The 19,645-nt window shown below is 71.9% G+C and carries 20 protein-coding genes; 11 read left to right on the top strand and 9 right to left on the bottom strand.

Going from position 1 to position 19,645, the window contains the following annotated elements; genetic code table 11:
• Positions 1–10 precede the first annotated feature (10 nt).
• Positions 11–1,315 (top strand): MFS transporter, encoded by a 1,305-nt coding sequence (locus tag ACZ6PY_RS04035; RefSeq protein WP_466068977.1) that lies wholly within the window; start codon positions 11–13, stop codon positions 1,313–1,315.
• 22 nt (positions 1,316–1,337) lie between these two features.
• On the opposite strand, the gene ACZ6PY_RS04040 is transcribed toward ACZ6PY_RS04035, so the two are convergent.
• From ACZ6PY_RS04040 to ACZ6PY_RS04050, 3 genes are read right to left on the bottom strand one after another with little or no spacing between them, the layout of a single operon-like run.
• On the bottom strand, positions 1,338–1,991 hold the full coding sequence (locus ACZ6PY_RS04040) for an O-methyltransferase (RefSeq protein WP_466068978.1): 654 nt from the start codon (positions 1,989–1,991) through the stop codon (positions 1,338–1,340).
• 9 nt (positions 1,992–2,000) lie between these two features.
• The gene (locus tag ACZ6PY_RS04045) at positions 2,001–2,657 is read right to left on the bottom strand and encodes a Maf family protein (protein ID WP_466068980.1); all 657 of its coding nucleotides are present in this window, start codon (positions 2,655–2,657) and stop codon (positions 2,001–2,003) included.
• 10 nt (positions 2,658–2,667) lie between these two features.
• Entirely contained in the window at positions 2,668–3,789 is a 1,122-nt protein-coding gene (locus tag ACZ6PY_RS04050; protein ID WP_466068982.1) for a S8 family serine peptidase, read from the bottom strand.
• An 840-nt stretch (positions 3,790–4,629) separates the two neighbouring features.
• Here ACZ6PY_RS04050 and ACZ6PY_RS04055 point away from each other — a divergent pair.
• Positions 4,630–4,884 (top strand): hypothetical protein, encoded by a 255-nt coding sequence (locus ACZ6PY_RS04055; RefSeq protein WP_466068983.1) that lies wholly within the window; start codon positions 4,630–4,632, stop codon positions 4,882–4,884.
• Between the two features lie 292 nt (positions 4,885–5,176).
• Here the strand turns inward: ACZ6PY_RS04055 and ACZ6PY_RS04060 are convergent, their stop codons facing one another.
• Positions 5,177–5,629, bottom strand: coding sequence for a hypothetical protein (locus ACZ6PY_RS04060; RefSeq protein ID WP_466068985.1), 453 nt, complete (start codon positions 5,627–5,629; stop codon positions 5,177–5,179).
• 100 nt (positions 5,630–5,729) lie between these two features.
• A complete protein-coding gene (locus ACZ6PY_RS04065; protein WP_262287339.1) occupies positions 5,730–5,942 on the bottom strand; it encodes an acyl-CoA carboxylase epsilon subunit in 213 nt (70 codons plus the stop codon).
• Between the two features lie 91 nt (positions 5,943–6,033).
• Here ACZ6PY_RS04065 and ACZ6PY_RS04070 point away from each other — a divergent pair, with 91 nt between their 5' ends.
• Together ACZ6PY_RS04070 and ACZ6PY_RS04075 are read left to right on the top strand one after the other, a co-directional pair.
• Positions 6,034–8,028 (top strand): serine/threonine-protein kinase, encoded by a 1,995-nt coding sequence (locus ACZ6PY_RS04070; RefSeq protein WP_466068988.1) that lies wholly within the window; start codon positions 6,034–6,036, stop codon positions 8,026–8,028.
• 88 nt (positions 8,029–8,116) lie between these two features.
• Positions 8,117–8,347: a hypothetical protein gene (locus ACZ6PY_RS04075; RefSeq protein ID WP_466068990.1), complete on the top strand. Its 231-nt coding sequence runs from the start codon at positions 8,117–8,119 to the stop codon at positions 8,345–8,347.
• A 96-nt stretch (positions 8,348–8,443) separates the two neighbouring features.
• Here the strand turns inward: ACZ6PY_RS04075 and ACZ6PY_RS04080 are convergent, their stop codons facing one another.
• Positions 8,444–9,196 (bottom strand): GH25 family lysozyme, encoded by a 753-nt coding sequence (locus ACZ6PY_RS04080; RefSeq protein WP_262287336.1) that lies wholly within the window; start codon positions 9,194–9,196, stop codon positions 8,444–8,446.
• Between the two features lie 165 nt (positions 9,197–9,361).
• Here ACZ6PY_RS04080 and ACZ6PY_RS04085 point away from each other — a divergent pair, with 165 nt between their 5' ends.
• The 4 genes from ACZ6PY_RS04085 (at position 9,362) to ACZ6PY_RS04100 (ending at position 12,663) form a co-directional block, all read left to right on the top strand.
• Positions 9,362–10,105, top strand: coding sequence for a M50 family metallopeptidase (locus tag ACZ6PY_RS04085; RefSeq protein WP_466068992.1), 744 nt, complete (start codon positions 9,362–9,364; stop codon positions 10,103–10,105).
• 133 nt (positions 10,106–10,238) lie between these two features.
• Positions 10,239–11,222: a ketopantoate reductase family protein gene (locus ACZ6PY_RS04090; RefSeq protein WP_466068994.1), complete on the top strand. Its 984-nt coding sequence runs from the start codon at positions 10,239–10,241 to the stop codon at positions 11,220–11,222.
• 63 nt (positions 11,223–11,285) lie between these two features.
• Entirely contained in the window at positions 11,286–11,786 is a 501-nt protein-coding gene (locus ACZ6PY_RS04095) for a SigE family RNA polymerase sigma factor (RefSeq protein WP_262287334.1), read from the top strand.
• On the top strand, positions 11,779–12,663 hold the full coding sequence (locus ACZ6PY_RS04100) for a hypothetical protein (protein ID WP_466068996.1): 885 nt from the start codon (positions 11,779–11,781) through the stop codon (positions 12,661–12,663). Before ACZ6PY_RS04095 ends, ACZ6PY_RS04100 begins: the two co-directional genes overlap by 8 nt.
• Before the next feature lie 49 nt (positions 12,664–12,712).
• Here ACZ6PY_RS04100 and ACZ6PY_RS04105 read toward each other — a convergent pair whose 3' ends face one another.
• The gene (locus tag ACZ6PY_RS04105; RefSeq protein ID WP_466068998.1) at positions 12,713–14,296 is read right to left on the bottom strand and encodes an acyl-CoA carboxylase subunit beta; all 1,584 of its coding nucleotides are present in this window, start codon (positions 14,294–14,296) and stop codon (positions 12,713–12,715) included.
• Between the two features lie 96 nt (positions 14,297–14,392).
• On the opposite strand from ACZ6PY_RS04105, the gene ACZ6PY_RS04110 reads away from it, so the two are divergent.
• Both ACZ6PY_RS04110 and ACZ6PY_RS04115 read left to right on the top strand, forming a co-directional pair.
• The gene (locus tag ACZ6PY_RS04110; RefSeq protein WP_466068999.1) at positions 14,393–15,268 is read left to right on the top strand and encodes a biotin--[acetyl-CoA-carboxylase] ligase; all 876 of its coding nucleotides are present in this window, start codon (positions 14,393–14,395) and stop codon (positions 15,266–15,268) included.
• 96 nt (positions 15,269–15,364) lie between these two features.
• Positions 15,365–15,937 carry a PH domain-containing protein gene (locus ACZ6PY_RS04115; protein WP_262287330.1) on the top strand — a complete coding sequence of 191 codons (573 nt, stop codon included), beginning with the start codon at positions 15,365–15,367 and terminating at the stop codon, positions 15,935–15,937.
• Positions 15,938–15,989: 52 nt separating this feature from the next.
• Here ACZ6PY_RS04115 and ACZ6PY_RS04120 read toward each other — a convergent pair whose 3' ends face one another.
• Both ACZ6PY_RS04120 and ACZ6PY_RS04125 read right to left on the bottom strand, forming a co-directional pair.
• Positions 15,990–16,694, bottom strand: a complete 705-nt coding sequence (locus ACZ6PY_RS04120; protein WP_466069001.1) for a GtrA family protein — start codon at positions 16,692–16,694, stop codon at positions 15,990–15,992.
• 63 nt (positions 16,695–16,757) lie between these two features.
• Positions 16,758–17,294, bottom strand: a complete 537-nt coding sequence (locus ACZ6PY_RS04125) for a GtrA family protein (RefSeq protein ID WP_466069405.1) — start codon at positions 17,292–17,294, stop codon at positions 16,758–16,760.
• 504 nt (positions 17,295–17,798) lie between these two features.
• Here ACZ6PY_RS04125 and ACZ6PY_RS04130 point away from each other — a divergent pair.
• Entirely contained in the window at positions 17,799–19,640 is a 1,842-nt protein-coding gene (locus tag ACZ6PY_RS04130; RefSeq protein WP_466069003.1) for a phosphoenolpyruvate carboxykinase (GTP), read from the top strand.
• The last annotated feature ends 5 nt before the right edge of the window (positions 19,641–19,645 follow it).

Genomic DNA, 19,645 nt, shown 5'->3' on the forward strand with positions numbered 1-19,645 from the left:
CGTAAGGCCGGTGCCCCGCCTCACCCGTGACCGGACGACCTGGCTGACCTACGCCCAGCTGGGCATGTGGGGCTTCTTCCTCTACGGGTTCGGCCCCGTCGTCCCGCTGCTCCGCGACGAGCAGGGCACCAGCGCCGCCGTGGCCGGCCTGCACAGCACCGGCATCGCGGTCGGCGCGCTGGCCGGCGGCGCGCTCTTCGCGCCCGCAGCCCGCCGCCTCGGCCGCGGCCCGGCCATCTGGCTCGGCCTCGCCGGCGTGGCCGCCGGCGTCACCGCGCTCGGCCTCCTCCACCCGCTGCCCGCCACCCTCGCCGCCGTCGCGGTGATCGCCACCTTCGGCATGATGGTGATCAGCGGAGTCAGCGTCGTGCTCACCGCCCACCACGGGCCCGCCGCACCGGCCGCGCTCACCGAGGCCAACGCCGCCGGCGCCGGCATGGGCATCCTCGCGCCGCTGGTCATCGGCGCGACCGTGGACGCCGGCCTCGGCTGGCGACCCGCGATGGCCGCCGAGGTCGGCCTGATCACCCTGGTCGCCCTCGCCGCCGTGACCTTCCGGGTACGCCTGCCGAAAACCCACCCCGCTACCGCGGCTGCCGCCGACCGGCCCGCGCCCTCCGCGTCCTCCGCTCGCCCGATCTTGGACACTTCCCGTTCGCCTCGAACGGAAACTGTCCAAGATCGCGCTCGTCCGGCGGCCGGACGCGCCGGTTCGGGGCGGCTGCCGCGGGCGTACTGGATCGCCTGGGTACTCATGTCGGTCACCGGGTCGATCGAGGTCTGCCTGTCGCTCTGGACCGCGGACGTGCTCCGTACCCACGCCGGCCTCAGCGCCGGCGGTGCGTCGGCGGCCGTCGCCGCGATCGTATGCGGCATGTTCGCCGGCCGGCTGGCCGGCGGCCGGCTCGCGCTGCGCTGGCCGCCGGTGCCGCTGCTGCTCGGCGCGCTGACCGTCTCCCTGGCCGGGTTCGCGCTGTTCTGGTCCGCCCCGGTGGGCTGGCTGGCCGTCGCCGGCCTGGTCGTGCTCGGGCTGGGCAACGCCCTGCACTACCCCCTGGCGATCTCCATCGCCCTCGCCGCCGCCGGGCCGGCCGCGGACAGGGCGGCCGGCTGGGCGTCGTACTCCATGGGGGTGGGCTTCGGCATCGCGCCGGTCGCGCTCGGCTGGGTGGCCGACGGCGTCGGCCCCCACCTGGCCTTCCTGCTCCTGCCCGGCTTCATCGCCGCGGCCATCCTGCTCACCGTGCGCCTCGGCCGCGCGTTGCGCCTGCCCGCACCCGGCGACGACCGCACCCCGGTCTCCGCCGCCGCGTGACCGCCGGACCGGCGGTGCCCGGTCAGAGCACCCGGGCCAGGGTCACGCCGTCGGCGATGGGCAGCATGACCACCTCGACGCGGATGTCGGCGAGGATCTCGTCGTTGAAGGCGGCGATCGCCCGGTCGTCCGCGTTCTGCGGGGCGAGCACCCGCCCGCCGCGCAGCGTGTTGTCCACCGCGATCACCGCGCCCGGGCGCATCCGGGGCACCAGCTCGTCCCAGTAGACCGGGTAGCCGACCTTGTCGGCGTCGATGAACGCGAAGTCCAGGTAACGCTCCCGCGGCAACTCGTGGAGGGTGTCCTTCGCCGGGCCGATGCGCAGCTCGATGCGGTCCTCGACGCCCGCGCGGGCCCAGTACCGCCGGGCGACGCCCGTGTACTCCTCGGAGATGTCGAAGCAGGTCAGGCGGCCACCCTCGGTGAGGCCCCGGGCGATGGCCAGCGAGGAGAGCCCGGTGAACGTGCCGACCTCCACCGCCTGCCGGACGCCGAGCAGCCGGGTCAGGAAGGTCAGGAACGCGGCCTGCTCCGGCGCGACCTGCATGTCCGCCTGGGCGGGAAGGGCGGCGCGGGTCTCCTCGGCCAGCTCCCGGACGATCTCGTCGGGAGCGGACCCGTGCGCCACGAGGTACGCGTGCAGTTCCGGGGTCAGCGGCAGCGGCTTCGTGCTCATGACCGGACGTTAGCCGAGATGTTCGATGTCCTGGCCCCCGGGCGCGACCTTCGTCCACAGGTCGGTGATGTTCAGCCCCAACTCGGCGAGGAGACCGCGCAGCAGAGGCAGGGACAGCCCCACCACGGTGCCCGGGTCGCCCTCGATGCCGGTCAGGAACGCCCCGCCCAGCCCGTCGATGGTGAACGCCCCGGCCACCGCAAGCGGCTCACCCGTCGCCACGTACGCGGCGATGTCCGCGTCGCTGATGTCGGCGAAGTGCACGGTGGTCGAGGCCACCGCCTCCGCGCGGGACTCGTGCGTCGCGTCCAGCAGGCAGTGGCCCGTGTGCAGCACCCCGCTGCGCCCGCGCATCCGCTGCCAGCGCCGGGTGGCGTCCGCCGCGTCCGCCGGCTTGCCCAGAATCTCCCCGTCGAACGCCAGCACCGAGTCGCAGCCGAGCACCAGCGTCCGCTCGTCCGGGTGGGGACGCAGCCGGCCCCGCACCGCCTCCGCCTTCAGCCGGGCCAGCTCCAGGCACAACTCCTCGGCGCGGTCGGTGACCACCTGCGACTCGTCGACGCCGCTCACCAGCACGTCGGGTTCGATCCCGGCGGCCTGGAGCAGCTTGCGGCGGGCGGGACTCTGCGAGGCGAGCACGAGGCGCAGCGGCACGGAGGTCGACATCCCACCGACGCTACCGGCTGATCCGCGGCGGCGGGTCGTCGGCGCGTCGGCGTCGCCGCCAGAACAGGTAACCGCCGCCCGCTGCCAGCAGCACGCCCAGCGTCGCGAGGCCACGCACCGTGTCGTTGTCCCCTTCCCCCTCGGCCGCGCTCACCGGAGGCGTCGTGACCGACGGCGTTTCGAAACCGAGAGGGGGGACGTCGGCGGTGAGGGCGGCGACCAGGTCGATGACGCCGTAGCCGTACTCGTCGTCGCGGCCGGGTGGGCCCTTGTCGATCGCCGTGGCGGTCAGGCGGTGGGCGACCTCCTCGGCGGGGAGGTTGGGGTACTTGGACCGAATCAGGGCTGCGGCACCAGCCACGATGGCCGTGGCATCGGAGGTGCCTGTGCCGACGCGATAACCGCCGTTGAGCCCAGTGCTGTAGATCTCCACCGCTGGCGCCACCACGTCAATCTGCGGCCCGGTGACAGAGATCGCTGCATGGTTTCCATGCCTGTCGACACCACCGACGGCAATAACGCCCGGCTCGCTTGCAGGATAACCAACGTAGCTATCCTCAGGTCGATTGCCGGCGGACGCAACGATGACAACATTCGCTGCAAGGGCCGTGTTGATCGCCCTGATCAATCGTTGGCTTGTCCCGCCGACGCTTGAAATGTTGATGATCTCCGCACCATGCGAAAGGGCATATTCGATGCCGTCCGCCAAGGCATCTGCCTCACCAGAGCCACTGGCTGGTGTTACTAGCACCGGAAGAATCTTCGACCGAGGCGCTACACCCATAACTGCACTGCCTTGACCCGATGCCGCGATCAAGCCGGCCATTGCCGTGCCATGTCCGTTCAAATCACGGCGACCGTCGCCTACCCCTCCCGGTATGACGTCGGTGCCGTATAGGAGATTTGGTGACAGATCGTGGTGAGTGTCAACACCCGTGTCCAGTACCGCGACAATCACTCCTTCTCCGAGGCTCGAGCGGTGAGCCTCGACCGCGTGAAGGAATTCCAAGTGCCATTGCTTGGCGTGGGCTGGCTCGTGCCTCGACCCATGAATGACCTCAACCTGTTTTACATGCGGAGACGATAGGGTGATAAGCGCAGTCGCCAGTAATAACGCAACCGGCTTGCTCACCTATCAAGACCAATTGCAGGTCCAGGATCGATGGGGCCTTCGTCTTCCGGCGGCCGCACTACCGGGTCAACGCCGTGATCTGTCTCCCACGGGTCATCCGGATCCCATGCCCGTTTGCCGCCGTGGTCTGTCTCTTGCCAAATGGCCGGCCTTTTAGAGGGATATCCTGCGCTGGATGAGTTACCGAAGGGCGGCATCGCGTGGGCGGCGGATGACCGTGCACCCCCCGGTCGAGACCCTGCTGCACCTGAAGGCGATGTGCCAGCAGCGCCCCCGCCGATTACCCCACCAACTGGATTAATCCTCCGAGGCGACGCCGGTGTCCCCGACTGGCCCATGCCAGCCCCCGGCACGCCGCCGATCAGGCCTCCGGGTTGCATCGGCCGCGACGGCTGCGCCAAGTTGTTTGGTAGTTCTCTCGGGCTGGTCGGCCTGAACTGGCCATCGCCGATTCCGCCCAAGGAAGATCTGGGGCTGCTGCCTCTTCCTGGTGCTGTAATCGGTGGCAACGCAGAAGGCTGCCCAAGGCTCGGAGGCGTAGGGGGGACAAGAGTGTTCGGCAACGTGCCACTAGGGCTAGGGCCAGTGGAACTGGACGCCAGCCCTGACGAGACCCCCCCTAGAACGGGTCCACCCCCAATAACAGGGCGAACACCCGTACCACCACCCGAGAGTGGTTTTGAGGGCTTGGCGCCTCCGGGAACGGAGCGTGCACTGGCTGGGCCCGCCGGAATTGGCACGACCGGCGGGATGATGGGCGCGGGACCGGCAGCGCTACTCGCGGCGTCCACTTCGGGTGAGTCTCGGACTGGTCGAACTGGTGGCGGAGGTTGGCGGAGCATGACTTGGGCTTGTTGGAGTTCGCCGCTCAGCCCCGTCATCAACCTTCGCGCCCGTACGTTCAGCTGCTCAAGGTCCGCGTCCGTCACCGGCGGCTTCTCCGGCAGCCGGCTCCCCGCCACCGCCTTCGGGTCGGCGAGCACCGCCTCGTACGCCTGCTTCTGCCGCACCTTCTCCGCGTACTCGTCGAAGAGCGGTTCGAGTTCGGCCCGGGTGCTGCCGATGGCGCGGGTGGCGGCGGCGAGCGCGTCGTAGTTCGCGGCGGCGGCGTCGTGGGTGCGCTGCACCTGGTCGATGAGCTGGTCGAGTTCACCGAGGTACGCGCGCGCGGCGGCGTTGGTCTCCGGCGGCCACGCCTCGGCGAGCCCGCGCCGGTATTCGCGCAACCGGCTCACGTGGGCCAGGGCGAGGTCGCAGACCTTGCGCCAGCCGGCGACCTGCTTCCACTGGCCGGTGGTGTCCTGGTCCTGGAGACATGCCCACATGCTGAGCACGTCCATGAGGCGCCAGTCGGTGAGCCCGGAGGTGCGTCCGCTGCCCCGTTCGATCACGGCAGGACCACCCGCCCCGGTTCGGATGCGGTGGGATCGGTCAGTGGCGGCACCGGGCGGGCGGCCGCGGCGGACGGCGTGGACAGTGCCCGTTCCACGTCGGCGACCCGGGCCGAGGAGAAGGCGTCGGAGTCGCCGTAGGTCGCCGCGATGTGGCCGGCGGCGCCGGCGAGCCGGCCGGTGGCCGGGGCCAGGTCCCAGACCATGGTGACGGTGGCCTTCTGGGTCTCGTGGTGGGCCTGGAGGAACTGGACCAGCTCGATGAACGCGTCGGCCGGGTTGGGGACCGGGGCCTTCATGTCGTCGGCGATGTACGACAGGTGGGGGGCGTAGTTGCGGCTGACCTCGTCCTGGAGCCGGTCGGCGAACTCGCGCATCCGTCGGATGTCGGCCTCGATGCCGCCGTAGTCACGCAGCCAGCCGGCCGGCTGGTTGTCCTCCGGGATCATCGACCCTCCCTGCCCGTCACCGCACGGTTTCCCTGAGTGAGGTTAATCGCTCGGCGCGGATCCCGGCAGTCCTGATGCGGGGGTGCGTACCCGGGACGGGTCAGCGGGGGAGGCCGGAGGCGCGCCACGCGCCGGGGCCGGCGGCCGGCGCCGCGCCGGCCGGGCGGGCGCTGCGCGCCCACTGCGACACGGCGGCGGGCGGGGTGGCCGCGGCCGGTCGGGTCCGCACCACGATCGCGCCGACCAGGGCGGCCAGCTCGTCGGCGGTGGGCACGCCGCGGACGATCCGGAACAGCGGCTCTTCGGCAGACATGCCGACAGGGTACGCGTCCAGAACTTGACCTTCACCGCACAGTGGCGTGCCGCCGGTGTAGCCGTCCGGGCTGCCGGGTACGGTTTCAGCGATGTCTAGCGCGCTTCCCCAACTCGTCGCCGACCGGTACCGGCTCATCTCGCCGCTCGGCCAGGGCGGCATGGGTCGGGTGTGGAAGGCACGCGACGAGGTGCTGCACCGCGACGTGGCGATCAAGGAACTCGTCCCGCCGCCCAGCCTCACCCCGGAGGAGCGCCGCGAGATGCGGGAACGCTCGTTGCGGGAGGCCCGGGCCATCGCCCGGCTCAACAACGTCAACGTGGTCCGCATCTTCGACGTGCTGCGCACCGACGGCGATCCGTGGATCGTCATGGAGTACGTGCCGTCGAAGTCGTTGCAGGACACCATCGCCGAGGACGGCCCGGTCACGCCGGCGAAGGCCGTGGAGATCGGTCTGGGCGTGCTGGGCGCGCTGAAGGCCGCGCACAAGGCCGGCATCATGCACCGCGACGTCAAGCCGGGCAACGTGCTGCTCGGCGACGACGGGCGCGTGGTGCTCACCGACTTCGGCCTGGCCACCATCCCGGGCGACCCGAACGTCACCCGCACCGGCATGGTGCTGGGCTCGCCCGCGTACATCGCGCCGGAGCGGGCCAAGGACGGCACGGCCGGGCCGGAGGCCGACCTCTGGTCGCTGGGTGCCACGCTCTACGCCGCCGTCGAGGGCAAGTCGCCCTACGCGCGGCCGTCGGCGATCGCCACCCTGGCCGCGCTCGCCACCGAGCCGCTGCCGCCGCCGAGGAACGCCGGGCCGCTGAAGCCGGTGCTTCAGGGCCTGCTCCGCAAGGACCCGGAGGAGCGGATCACCGCCGAGATCGCCGAGCGCCTGCTGCGCAAGGCCGCGGGGCGGCGGGCCAAGGGCATCTCGCTGCTGGACGGCGTACGCCGGCCGGGGCCGAACGGTCCGCGCGTGCCGCGGCCGCCGTTGGTGCCGGCGCCGCGTCCGGCCGACGACGAGGCCGAGCGGCCGGCAACCCCGGCGCCGCGCACGCCCGACGGGGGTACGTCCGCGGCCGCCGTCGCCGGTGGCGCGGCGGTCGCCGACGCCACGGCGAAGGCGCCGGTCGGCGCGGACGCCGCGCCGACCGCCAAGGTGACCCCGCCGGTCGCCGAGCCGACCACCAAGCTCGACGCCGCTCCGGTGGTCGACGAGACCCGGGTGGACGGTGCCGATCCGGCGCTCGACGAGACGCGGCTGGACGGCGAGCCGGTGGTGGAGCCGCCGGCGCCGCCGAAGAACCCGACCTCCGTGCTGGCCGAGCCGGTGAGCCCGGCGCCGTCGACGGGCCGGGCGGCGGTGATCCCGGGGGAGAAGCCGGAGCGCAACCGGCGCAACCTGCTGATCGGCGCGCTGGTGCTGGTGCTGCTGGTCGGTCTCGCGGTGGCCGTGCCGCTGCTGAACAACGGCGACGACGACAGGACGGGCGGGAACGGGGCCACCGCCACCTCGACGGCCCCGGCGCCGGCCCCGCCGGGTCCGGCGACGAGTGACGCGCCCTCCTCGACCGCGCCGACCAGTGCCGCACCCAGCGTGACCCCGTCGGCGTCGGCGACTCCGTCGGCCGCTGCCGGCGCCCTGCCCGCCGGCTGGCACTACTACAAGGGCTCGAACGGCTTCCAGGTGCCGGTCCCCGACGGCTGGCAGGCCCGGGTCCGCTCCGACAACGTCGTGCTCTACGAGGTCGGCGGGGCGCGGCGGGTGCTGTTCATCCAGTGGACCCCCACGCCCAAGAAGGACGCGTACGCCGACTGGCAGGCGCAGGAGCCGAGCCGCCGGAACTACGTCGACAATTACAAGCTGGTCGGGATCACCCGCTGCGACGGCTACTACCGCACGTGCGCCGACTGGGACTGGCTGGAGACGCGCGACGGCGGCGCCCGCTTCCACGTGCGCAACCGGGGCGTGGCCACGGCCAGCAACCGGGGCTTCGCCCTGCGCTGGGAGGTCCCTGCCGACGCCTGGCAGGCCAACCTGGCCAACTGGGAGATCATCACCAAGGGCTTCAAGCCCGACCGGGTGAACTGACCCGGGAAATCCCGCCGTTGCGAAACTGACTCGCATGGCCTTCCGTCCGTGGGGGTATTGAGACCGCGACGACGGAAGGAGGTACGACATGGGTTACCGACGCAAGGACACGGGTCCCCGGCTGGCACTGTGGATGCTCGTCGCGCTCGGGGACGTGGTCCTGCTGCTGATCAGCGCCGGTCTCTCCGCGCCGGTCGCGGTGCTCGGTGTCGTCGCCCTCACCGTCGCGGGGGTGGCGGTGTGGCGGCTGGCCCGCCGGCCCACCCTGGCCGGTCGGGGCGCGGTCCCCGTGCCGGCCGGCTCGCGACGCAGGGCGTGACCCGCGCGGTCAAGGACGGCAGTGGCGGCAGCCGGACCAGCTGTCGACCTCGGTCGTAGCCGATCCCGCTGCCGCCGACTGGCGACCGGGGGGTGGTCAGGTGTTGTTGGCCAGGGCGATCAGGCGGGTCCGGTCACCGTTCCAGTAGTTGCGGTCGACGTTGCCGCTGATCCCGGAGACGGCGCCGCTGCTGGTGTACTGCCAGAAGCTCCAGAACGGGGCGCCGGCCGGCAGCGTGCCCACGGTGCTGGACCAGCGGGCGACCCACAGCGGGTGGTTGGCCCACGGGGCGGTCCAGCTGCCGGTGCACTGGTTCCACCAGCTGGTGGTGGTGTAGATGACCGCGTACCGGCCGGTGCGGGACCGGTAGGTGTTGAGGAAGTCCTGGACCCAGTTGCGCATGCCGGTGGTGGTCAGGCCGTAGCAGTAGCCGCCCGCGTAGGGGTTGCCCTCCAGGTCGAGCGCGGCGGGCAGCGTGCGGCTGTCGGCCGACCAGGCGCCGCCGTTGGAGGCGAGGTAGTTGGCCTGGGTCGAGCCGGCGGAGATGTTCGGCCGGGCGAAGTGGTACGCCCCGCGGATGACCCCGGCGTTGTAGGCGTTGACGTAGTTCGCGTTGAAGTTCGGGTCCTTGTAGCTCGTGCCCTCGGTGGCCTTGATGAAGGCGAACTGGATCCCGGCGTTCCGCACGCTGGTCCAGTTGATGCTGCCCTGGTAGCGCGAGACGTCGATGCCGGGGGTGGTCGCCGCGGCGGCCGGTCCGGCGGTCGCGAACAGGGCCGCTGCCGCGGTGGCGGCGACGGTCAGGCCGGCGGCGAGCAACCGGCGCATGGAGAGTCTGGTACGAGCCATCGATGCCTCCAAGTACGTCAATGATTGACGCCAATCTTTGGAGGTAAGTGCCCTAGATCGCAAGAGGACTTAAAGAATTTTTCATAGACGGCTGTCGTCGCCTGTCCCGGCCCCCACCAGACGGGCCCTCCAACGGGGCGGCTCGGGCCGGTAGGCTCCCCGCCCATGCCTCTGATCGACGGCCTCACCACCCTCTGGGACAAGCTGCTCGGCGCCCAGCCCGACCCGCCGCCGCTGCTGGTGCTGCTCACCGCCGTCGTCGCGGTGGTGGTGGTCGCCACCCGGCTGCCCTGGCGGATCGCCCGCAACGCGGTGACCATCGCGCACGAGGGCGGCCACGCGCTGGTGGCCCTGTTGACCGGCCGGAAGCTGCGCGGCATCCGGCTGCACTCGGACACCTCGGGTCTCACCCTCTCCGCCGGCCGCCCCTCCGGCCCGGGGATGATCCTCACCCTGCTCGCCGGATACGTGGCCCCGTCGCTGATCGGTCTGGCCGGCGCGTGGCTGCTCGCCGGCAACCGGATCACCTTGCTGCTCTGGGTCGCGGTGGTGCTGCTGCTGGCCATGCTCGTGATGATCCGCAACGTCTTCGGCGTGCTGTCGCTGCTGGTCACCGGCGGCGTGGTGCTGGCCGTCTCCTGGTACGCCGCTCCGCAGGTGCAGGCGGCGTTCGCCTGGACGTCGGTCTGGTTCCTGCTCTTCGGCGGCGTCCGCCCGGTGATCGAGCTGCAACGGCTGCGCAGCCGGGGGCGGATGCCCGAGTCGGACGCGGACCAGCTCGCCCGGCTCACCCCGTTCCCGCCGCTGTTCTGGGTGACCGTGTTCCTGCTGGTCAGCCTGGCCGCGCTGGGCGCCGGCGCGCTGCTGCTCGCCGGCCCGATCCTCACCGACGCCGGTTTGACGATCTGAGCGGCGTCAGGCCCGCCCCGCTCCGCCGCAGACTTCGCCGCGCGACCGCCGAGCCCTCGCGCCGGACCGCCACCTCCCGGATGTGCAGTGGATCACCCGGCGGGCCGGCGCGGGGAGGGGCAGAATCGGACGCGTGCGATACGTGATCATCGGGGCGGGCGCGGTCGGCGGCACCATCGGCGTACGGCTGGGGGAGGCCGGGCGCGACGTGACGCTGGTGGCCCGCGGCGCGCACCTGGACGCGCTCCGGGAGCGGGGTCTGACCCTGCGGACGCCAGACGGCACGGTGAGCAGCCGGCTGCCCGCGGTGGCCGGGCCGGACGGCCGCCCGCTGCCGGCGGACACCGTGCTGGTGCTCACGGTCAAATCGCAGGACACCGCGGCGGCCCTGGCAACCTGGGTGGACACCCCGGTCGAGGGCGGCGGCACGGCGGGCGAGCGGCTGCCCATCGTGCTGGCCCAGAACGGCGTCGCCAACGAGCCGGCCGCGCTGCGGCTGTTCGCCCGGGTGCACCCGGTCTGCGTCTGGCTGCCGGCCACCCACCTGGAACCGGGCGTGGTGGTGGCGAACGGGTACCCGCACCCGGGAATGCTGCACTTGGGCCGCTACCCGTCCGGCGCGGACGACACCAGCCGGGCCGTCGCCGCCGACCTGACCGCCGCCGGGTTCGTGGCGCCGGTCCGTGACGACGTGATGCGCTGGAAGTACGGCAAGCTCCTGGCCAACCTGGGCAACGGCCTCCAGGCGCTGCTCGGCCCGGAGGTGCCCGAGCCGCTGACCGCCCGGGTACGCGCCGAGGGGGAGGAAGCGCTGGCCGCCGCCGGCATCGCGCACACCAGCCGCGCCGAGGAGGCCGCCGAGCGGGGCGACCGGGTGGGGCACCGGCCGGTCGACGGCGAGGAGCGGGCCGGCGGCTCCACCTGGCAGAGCCTGGCCCGCGGCGCCGGTTCCGCCGAGGCGGACCACCTCAACGGCGAGATCGTGCTGCTCGGCAGGCTGCACGGGGTGCCCACCCCGACCAACGCCGCCGTCCAGACCGCCGTGCGCCGGGCGGTCCGGGAGCGCATCCCGGCCGGCGGCTTCCCCCTCGCCGAGCTGGAGAAATTGGTCGGCTGACCGGGCAACCGCGGCCCGGGTGCCAGGCGTCTCCCCTGCGACCGCCACGGGGGAGGTAGCAGGGTGCCGGACGTCGACGGGTTCGACGAGTTCTACCGGGGCAGCCGACAACGGCTGCTCGGCTTCGTCTACGTGCTCACCGGCAACCTCGCCGAGGCCCAGGACGCCGTGCAGGAGGCGTACATCCGGGCCTGGCAGCGCTGGTCGACCGTGCGCGGGTACGACGACCCGGAGGCGTGGGTGCGGGTGGTGGCCAGCCGGATCGCGGTGAGCCGCTGGCGCAGCCTGCGCAGCCGGGCCCGGGCCTACCTGCGGCACGGCGCGGAGGAGAGCATCCCGGGGCCGAGCACCGACACGGTCGAGGTGGTGGCCGCGCTGCGCCGGCTCCCCGAGGAGCAGCGCACGGCCATCGCGCTCTACTACCTGTGCGGCATGCCGGTGGCCGAGGTGGCCCGGGAGACCGAGGCGCCGGTGGGCACGGTGAAGGCGCGGCTCTCCCGGGGGCGGGCCGCCCTCGCCGGGCTGCTCGCTGTCGTGGATCTGGAGGAGGCCGCCGATGCGTGACGATGACCCGACCTTCGTCGAGCACGTGCAGCGGGAGCTGCGCGCCGTCCGCTGGCCGGAGCCGGCGGAGCTGCGGGCGCGGGCCCGGCGCCGCAGCCGGCGCACGGCCGTGGCGGCGGCGCTCGCCGTGCTGGCGGTCGCCTCGGGCACCGCGCTGGTGGAGGCCGGGCGGGCCGCTCCGCACACCGCGCTGCCGGCCGACGCGCCGGCCGCGGCGCTGCCCACCGCGACCGCCTGGACCGCCACCGAGGTGCCCGCGGAGGTGCTGTTGGTGCCGGCGGACCTGCGGACGAGGAAGGGGGTCCCGCTCACCGAGGCCGGCGTCCGCGAGGACATCCGGCTCGACGACCTGCTGCTGTACTGCCGGAAGCACCAGAGTCTGTCGACGGACTGGGCGGAGTCCCGATACTCCCGCTCGGTGACGATCCTGCGCGAGCGTCCGGCGGCCGACGACCAGCGGCCGGACCAGGTGCTGGCCATGCAGGACGTCTACCGGGTCGCGCCGGACGTGGCCGACCGGGTCTTCGCCGGGATGGACGAACTGCTCGCGCCGTGTCGCCAGTGGCGGTTCAGCGGGCCGACGCAGTGGCGGGGCAGGACGGTCAACGCCCAGGTCGTCCAGTCCTGGCAGGAGGTCGACCACGACTTCGCCGGGGACGACTCCGTGCTGCTGCGGCACACGGTCGGACCGGCCCGCAACCTGGACACCGGGAAGCCGTTGGGCGATCTGAGCAAGCCGAACAGCCGGGTGGTGCTCCGGGTCGGCGACCTCGTCAGCGTGATCCAGGTCGGGCAGGACGGCACCGAGGCAGACCTGCGGAAACTTGCCGTGGTGGCCGCCGGCCGGATGTGTTCCGCCGCCCACCCGCGCTGCTGACGCGACGGCCCCCCGCCGGGTGAGGTGGGGGGCCGCCGGGGCGTCCGCGTCAGAGCGGGATGTTGCCGTGCTTCTTCGGCGGCAGGGTCTCGCGCTTGGTGCGCAGCACCCGCAGCGCCCGCACGATCTGGGTACGCGTCTCGTGCGGGGGGATCACCCCGTCGACGTACCCGCGTTCGGCGGCGATGTACGGGTTGGCCAGGGTGTCCTCGTACTCGGCGATCTTCTCGGCCCGGACGGCGGCCGGGTCCTCGGCGTTGGCCAGTTCCGAGCGGTAGAGGATGTTCACCGCGCCCTGCGCGCCCATCACCGCGATCTGCGCGGTCGGCCAGGCGAAGTTCAGGTCCGCGCCCAGGTGCTTGGAGCCCATGACGTCGTACGCGCCGCCGTACGCCTTGCGGGTGATGACGGTGACCTTCGGGACGGTGGCCTCGGCGTACGCGTAGATGAGCTTCGCGCCGCGCCGGATGATGCCGTCCCACTCCTGCCCGGTGCCGGGCAGGAAGCCGGGAACGTCCACGAAGGTCAGCACGGGAACGTTGAACGCGTCGCAGGTGCGCACGAACCGGGCCGCCTTCTCCGAGGCGGCGATGTCCAGCGTGCCGGCGAACTGCATCGGCTGGTTGGCCACCACGCCGACCGGGCGCCCCTCGACCCGGCCGAAGCCGACCACGATGTTCTGCGCGTAGAGCGGCTGGACCTCCAGGAACTCGCCGTCGTCGAGGACGTGCTCGATGACCCGGTGCATGTCGTACGGCTGGTTGGCCGAGTCCGGGATCAGCGTGTCCAGCTCCCGGTCCTCATCGGTCACGTCGAGGATCGCCGGTGCGTCGAAGACCGGCGGCTCGTCCAGGTTGTTCGACGGCAGGTACGACAGCAGCGCCTTGACGTACTCGATCGCGTCCTCCTCGTCGGTGCCGAGGTAGTGCGCGTTGCCGCTGCGGGCGTTGTGGGTCCGGGCGCCGCCCAGCTCCTCCATGCCCACGTCCTCGCCGGTGACGGTCTTGATGACGTCCGGGCCGGTGATGAACATGTGCGAGGTCTGGTCGACCATCACGGTGAAGTCGGTGACCGCCGGGGAGTAGACCGCGCCACCCGCGCACGGGCCCATGATCAGCGAGATCTGCGGGATGACGCCGCTGGCCCGCACGTTGCGGAAGAAGATCTCGCCGTAGAGGCCGAGCGAGGCGACGCCCTCCTGGATCCGCGCGCCGCCCGAGTCGTTGATGCCGACGACCGGGCAGCCGATCTTCATGGCGAGGTCCATGAGCTTGACGATCTTCTCGCCGAAGACCTCGCCCAGGGAGCCGCCGAAGACGGTGAAGTCCTGCGCGAAGACGCAGACCTGCCGGCCGTCCACCGTGCCGTAGCCGGTCACCACCCCGTCCCCGTACGGGCGGGTCTTCTCCAGCCCGAAGTTGGTCGAGCGGTGCCGGGCGAATTCGTCCAGCTCGACGAAGGAGCCCTCGTCGAGGAGCATCTCGATCCGCTCCCGAGCGGTCTTCTTGCCCCGCGCGTGCTGCTTCTCGACCGCGCGCGCCGACCCGGCGTGCACCGCCTCGTCGAGCCGTCGCTCCAGGTCCGCCAGCTTGCCGGCGGTCGTGTGGATGTTGATCCCGGTCTCGGTAGTCACCCAGGGAATATAACGATGGTTCAGGTGGGTGACGCTGTGCAGTGCGCCTCACCGCTTCCGGACGACCGGCCGGCGCGCTGGCCGTAGGCTGGCGGGATGCCCGGCTCGCCGTACACCGATCTGGACCGCCCGCCGCTGTCCGCGGCCCGGCTGCAACGCGCGCTGGTCGCCCCGAACGGGCCCTGGCGCCGGTTGGAGCTGCGCGCCGAGACCGGCTCGACCAACGCGGACGTGGCCGATGCCGCCCGGGCCGGCGAACCGGAGGGCCTCGTGGTGGTCGCCGAGCGGCAGAGCGCCGGCCGGGGCCGGCGCGGCCGGGTGTGGCAGTCGCCGCCCCGGGCCGGCCTCGCGACCAGCGTCCTGCTCCGGCCCGGCGAGGCCGACGCGGAGCGCGGCTGGTCGCCCGTGCCACCGCAGGGTTACGGCTGGCTGCCGCTGCTGGCCGGCGTCGCGCTGGTCGAGGCGGTGGCCCTGCTGGCCGAGCTGGACGCCCGGCTCAAGTGGCCGAACGACCTGCTGCTGGACGGCGCGAAGTGCGCCGGCGTGCTCGCCGAGGCGGTGCCCGGCGCGGGACCGGACCAGCCACCCGCCATCGTGGTGGGCATCGGCCTCAACGTGACCCTGCGCGCCGACGAGCTGCCGGAGAACCCGACCGGGCTGCCGGCCACCTCGCTCCAGCTCGCCGGTGCCGCCGCCACCGACCGGGACCCGCTGCTGCGCGCCCTGCTGCGCTCGCTCGCCGACTGGTACGAGCGCTGGCGCGACGCCGGGGGCGACGCGGTCGCCAGCGGCCTGCGGGACGCTTATTTGGCGGCCTGCGCCACGGTCGGCCGGGAGGTCCGGGTGCTGCTCCCCGACGGCCGGGAGGTGCGCGGCAGCGCCACCGGCGTGGACCCGGACGGGCAGCTGCTGGTGGATGGCCCCGACGGCCAACTCCGCCTGGCCGCGGGCGACGTGCTGCACCTGCGGTGAGCGGAGGGGCGCGCTCCAACACCCGCCGCGCGGCTGATCCGGCGACGTGCGCCGACCGGTTACGGTCAGCGCGTCCTGTTCTGCGAGGAGGTTCCCGTGGCGTTCCCCGAAGACGTGCTCACCGAGGACGAGCACGTCGTGCTGCATCTCCACCCGCACTGGAAGGCCCTGATCCGGCCGATCCTGGTGCTGGTGCTCGCCGTCGCGGCGGTGGTCGCGGGCTGGGTCCTTCTGCCCGACGGCGACGGCGGCACCATCGCGCTCTACGTGATCGCCGCGCTCGGCCTGGTGCTGGTGTTCTGGCTGGGGCTGTGGCCGTTCCTGGTCTGGCGCACCACCCACTACCTCTTCACGAACGAGCGGGTGCTGCTCCAGGAGGGGGTGTTCTCCCGCAACCGGCGGGACCTGCCGCTGACCCGGATCAACGACCACGCCATGCACCAGAAGTTCGTGGAGCGGATGCTCGGCTGCGGCACGCTGACCATCGAGTCCGCCGGTGAGCGCGGGCAGTCGGTGCTCACCGACGTGCCGCACGTCGACAAGGTCCAGACCAGGCTCTACGAGCTGGTCGAGGCCCACCACGACCGGCACAGCCTGGGCGACGGCGAGATGCGCGAGATCCTGGCCGACATGACCGAGGGCAAGCCGCTGCGCGACCCCTCCGCCTGACCCCCGCGCGTTCCGGCGCCCGCCCAGCGGGCGCCGGAACGCCGGGTCGGAGTCAGCGGCGCGGGGTCCGGCGCGGGGTGGGCTGGAGTTCGGCGGCCAGCTCCGCGTCCAGGTCGGCGCCGAGGGCGCGGCCCAGGCCGGCGTCGGCCGGTGCCGGGCGGACCTGCTGTGGTGGGTAGTCGCCCACGGGCCGCTCGCCGAGCGGTCGCTCGGTCTCCTCCAGCTCGCTGACCGACTCGGCCATCTCGGCCACCGGGTCCATCTCGGCCACGTTGTCCCACTCGTCACGCGGGATGGCGTGCCAGGTCTTGTCGGCGTGCTTGGGCACCGGCTGGAACACGAACGTCCGGTAGGACCAGAAGCGGAACAGGGTGGCCAGCAGGACGCCGGCGGTCTTCGCCACGTTCAACGCGAGCAGGCTGTGCACGCCGAGGCCGTACTTGGCCAGCGCCAGGACACCCAGTTCGATGACGAGGCCGGCGCCGTTGAAGAGGAAGAACAGGACGTATTCGCGGCGAAGCGCCGATTTCGGCCGATCCCGGTACGTCCAGTGCCGGTTCATCAGATATGACGTGATCGTCGCGACGATGGTCGCGATGACGGTCGCCTTGAGCTGGCCGTTGCGGAAAACCGTGAGTGCCAGCGCATTGAACACCGCGTAATTGATGACGGTGTTGACGCCGCCGACGATGCCGAATTTGAGCGCCTCGTGGATGAACTTCTGCCAGCGCTCGGGCAGCAGACGGACAAGAGGCATGCGGAACACCTTAGGGCAGTGGGCAGGGCCGGCTGGGCCCGGCAGGACGGGATGGGCGGTGGGTCACGCCCCGGACTCTCGGTCGCGGCTCGTCGCCGGAACGGGCGGATTTCCCGCCTCGACGAAAACGAACCGTCGGTACGACCAGAACCGGAACAGCGTCCCCAGGCCGGTGCCGACGATGAAGCTGGCGATGTTGTCGGCCAGCGGGGTCTGGAACACCTCGGGCCACACCGCGCCGAGGCCGTAGCGGCTGATCGCGAGGCAGCCCACCGCGATGCCGAGGCCCACCGCGTTGAAGAAGAAGAACAGCGCGTACTCCCGGGCCGGGTGGGAGCGCTGGCGGTGCCGCCAGGTCCAGAACCGGTTGCCGAGGAAGGCCAGGGTGGCCGCGATCACGGTGGAGACGGTCTTGGCCGCCACCGGCGGCATGTGCCGCACGCTCGCCAGGTAGTTGAAGAGCGCGAGGTCGACGAGGAAGGCGAAGCCACCCACCGTGGCGAACTTGCTCATCTCGCGGACCAGATGACCGAAGCGGTCGATCAGGGTCCCGATCAGACCTCGACGGGTCTGCGGAGCCCCCGGTTGGTCCCCGGTCATCGTCGCGGCCACCCGCCGAGAGTACCGGGTGCGCGCTGCGGGGACGGCCCGCAACGGCGAGTCGGCGCTCCGCCGCGCCGCCGCGCCGCTCCCGGTCGGCCCGACGCGTCCCGCGCCCCCTCCGGCGACCGCCATCCGTTTCCGGTATCTGTGAGCGCAGCGTAACCGCGAGTGGCGGAATTGTGGAGCGGATCACGGAATCGACGTTCGGGTCACGGTGGTCGACTTCCACCCGCCGGGCGTCTCGGCGGGGCCGGTGACGAACCGGCCCGTCGAAGGTTCTCCGCAAGATTTGCGTGAAACTGCGCGCGAAAGCGGGTAAGAGATCGCGATGCCGCAGCGTGGCCGTACCTTGTGCAGTTCTTCACAACCAGTCCCACTGACTGGGGAGGCAGCCCGGTTTACGCTGAGCCCAATCCCAGGTTTCCACGAAGGCGGCGCACCGGCTCGCCAGAACTCGTGCATCCCATACATCGGTCAGCGTCGACCACAAGGAGATGTGACATGGTTGCTCCGGCTACTGTTCGGGGTATCGATCAGGCCCCGACGTCCCACCCCAAACTGCTCGCCTGGGTACGTGAGGTCGCGGAACTGACCACCCCCGACCGGGTGGTCTGGGTGGACGGGTCCGACGAGGAGTGGCGCCGCCTCACCGACGAGCTCGTCGAAAAGGGCACCCTGATCCGGCTGAACCCCGAGAAGAAGCCCAACTCGTTCTACGCGCGGACGGACCCGACGGACGTCGCGCGGGTCGAGGAGCGCACCTTCATCTGCTCCGTCGACGAGGCGGACGCCGGCCCCACCAACAACTGGATGGCGCCGGCCGAGATGAAGCGGACGATGACGGAGCTGTACCGCGGGTGCATGCGCGGTCGCACCATGTACGTCATCCCGTTCTGCATGGGGCCGGTCGAGGCGAAGAGCCCGATGTTCGGCGTCGAGATCACCGACAGCCCGTACGTGGTCGCCTCGATGCGCATCATGACCCGGATGGGCCAGAAGGTCCTCGAGGCGATGGGCGACGACGCCGACTTCGTGCACGCGCTGCACTCGATCGGCGCCCCCCTCGAACCCGGCCAGCAGGACGTGGCCTGGCCGTGCAACGACACCAAGTACATCTCGCACTTCCCGGAGAGCCGGGAGATCTGGTCCTTCGGCTCCGGCTACGGCGGAAACTCGCTGCTCGGCAAGAAGTGCTACTCGCTGCGGATCGCCAGCGTCATGGGCCGCGACGAGGGTTGGCTCGCCGAGCACATGCTGATCCTCAAGATCACCTCGCCGGAGGGTCGCGTCTACCACATCGCGGGCGCCTTCCCGTCCGCCTGCGGCAAGACCAACCTGGCCATGCTGGAGCCGACCATCCCGGGCTGGAAGGTCGAGACCATCGGCGACGACATCGCCTGGATGCGGTTCGGCCCGGACGGCCGCCTCTACGCGATCAACCCGGAGTACGGCCTCTTCGGCGTCGCGCCGGGCACCGACTGGAAGACCAACGCCAACGCCATGCGGACGCTGGACCGCGGCAACTCCGTCTTCACCAACGTCGCCCTCACCGACGACGGCGACATCTGGTGGGAGGGCATGGGTGAGCCGCCGGCGCACCTGATCGACTGGAAGGGCAACGACTGGACGCCGGAGAGCGACAGCCTCTCCTCGCACGCCAACAGCCGGTTCTGCACCCCGATCACGCAGTGCCCGATCCTCGCCGACGACTACTACGACCCGAACGGCGTGCCGATCGACGCGATCCTGTTCGGCGGCCGGCGCCGGGACACCGTCCCGCTGGTCACCGAGGCCCGCGACTGGGTGCACGGCGTCTACATGGGCGCGACGCTGTCCTCGGAGACCACCGCCGCGGCCTCCGGCGCCGTCGGCGTGGTCCGCCGCGACCCGATGGCCATGCTGCCGTTCATCGGTTACCACGCCGGGGACTACTTCCGGCACTGGATCGAGATGGGCAAGGGCGCCGACGGCGACGAGGCCAAGCTGCCGAAGATCTACTACGTCAACTGGTTCCGCAAGGACGCCGAGGGCAACTTCCTCTGGCCCGGCTTCGGCGAGAACTCGCGGGTGCTCAAGTGGGTCATCGAGCGCCTGGAGGGTCGCGCCGAGGCGGTCGAGACCCCGATCGGCATGGTCCCGGCCCAGGACGCGCTCGACGTCGACGGCCTGGACATGACCCCGGAGGACGTGCGGATCGCCCTCAAGGTCGACCCGGAGGAGTGGCGCAACGAGCTGCCGCTGGTCACCGAGTGGTTCGAGAAGTTCGGCGACAAGCTCCCCGGCGTCCTCTGGGCCGAGCTGGACGCGCTGCGCGCCCGGCTCGACGCGGCGCCGCAGAAGTAGGGGTG

It is taken from the genome of Micromonospora sp. NPDC048907 (genome assembly GCF_055586885.1).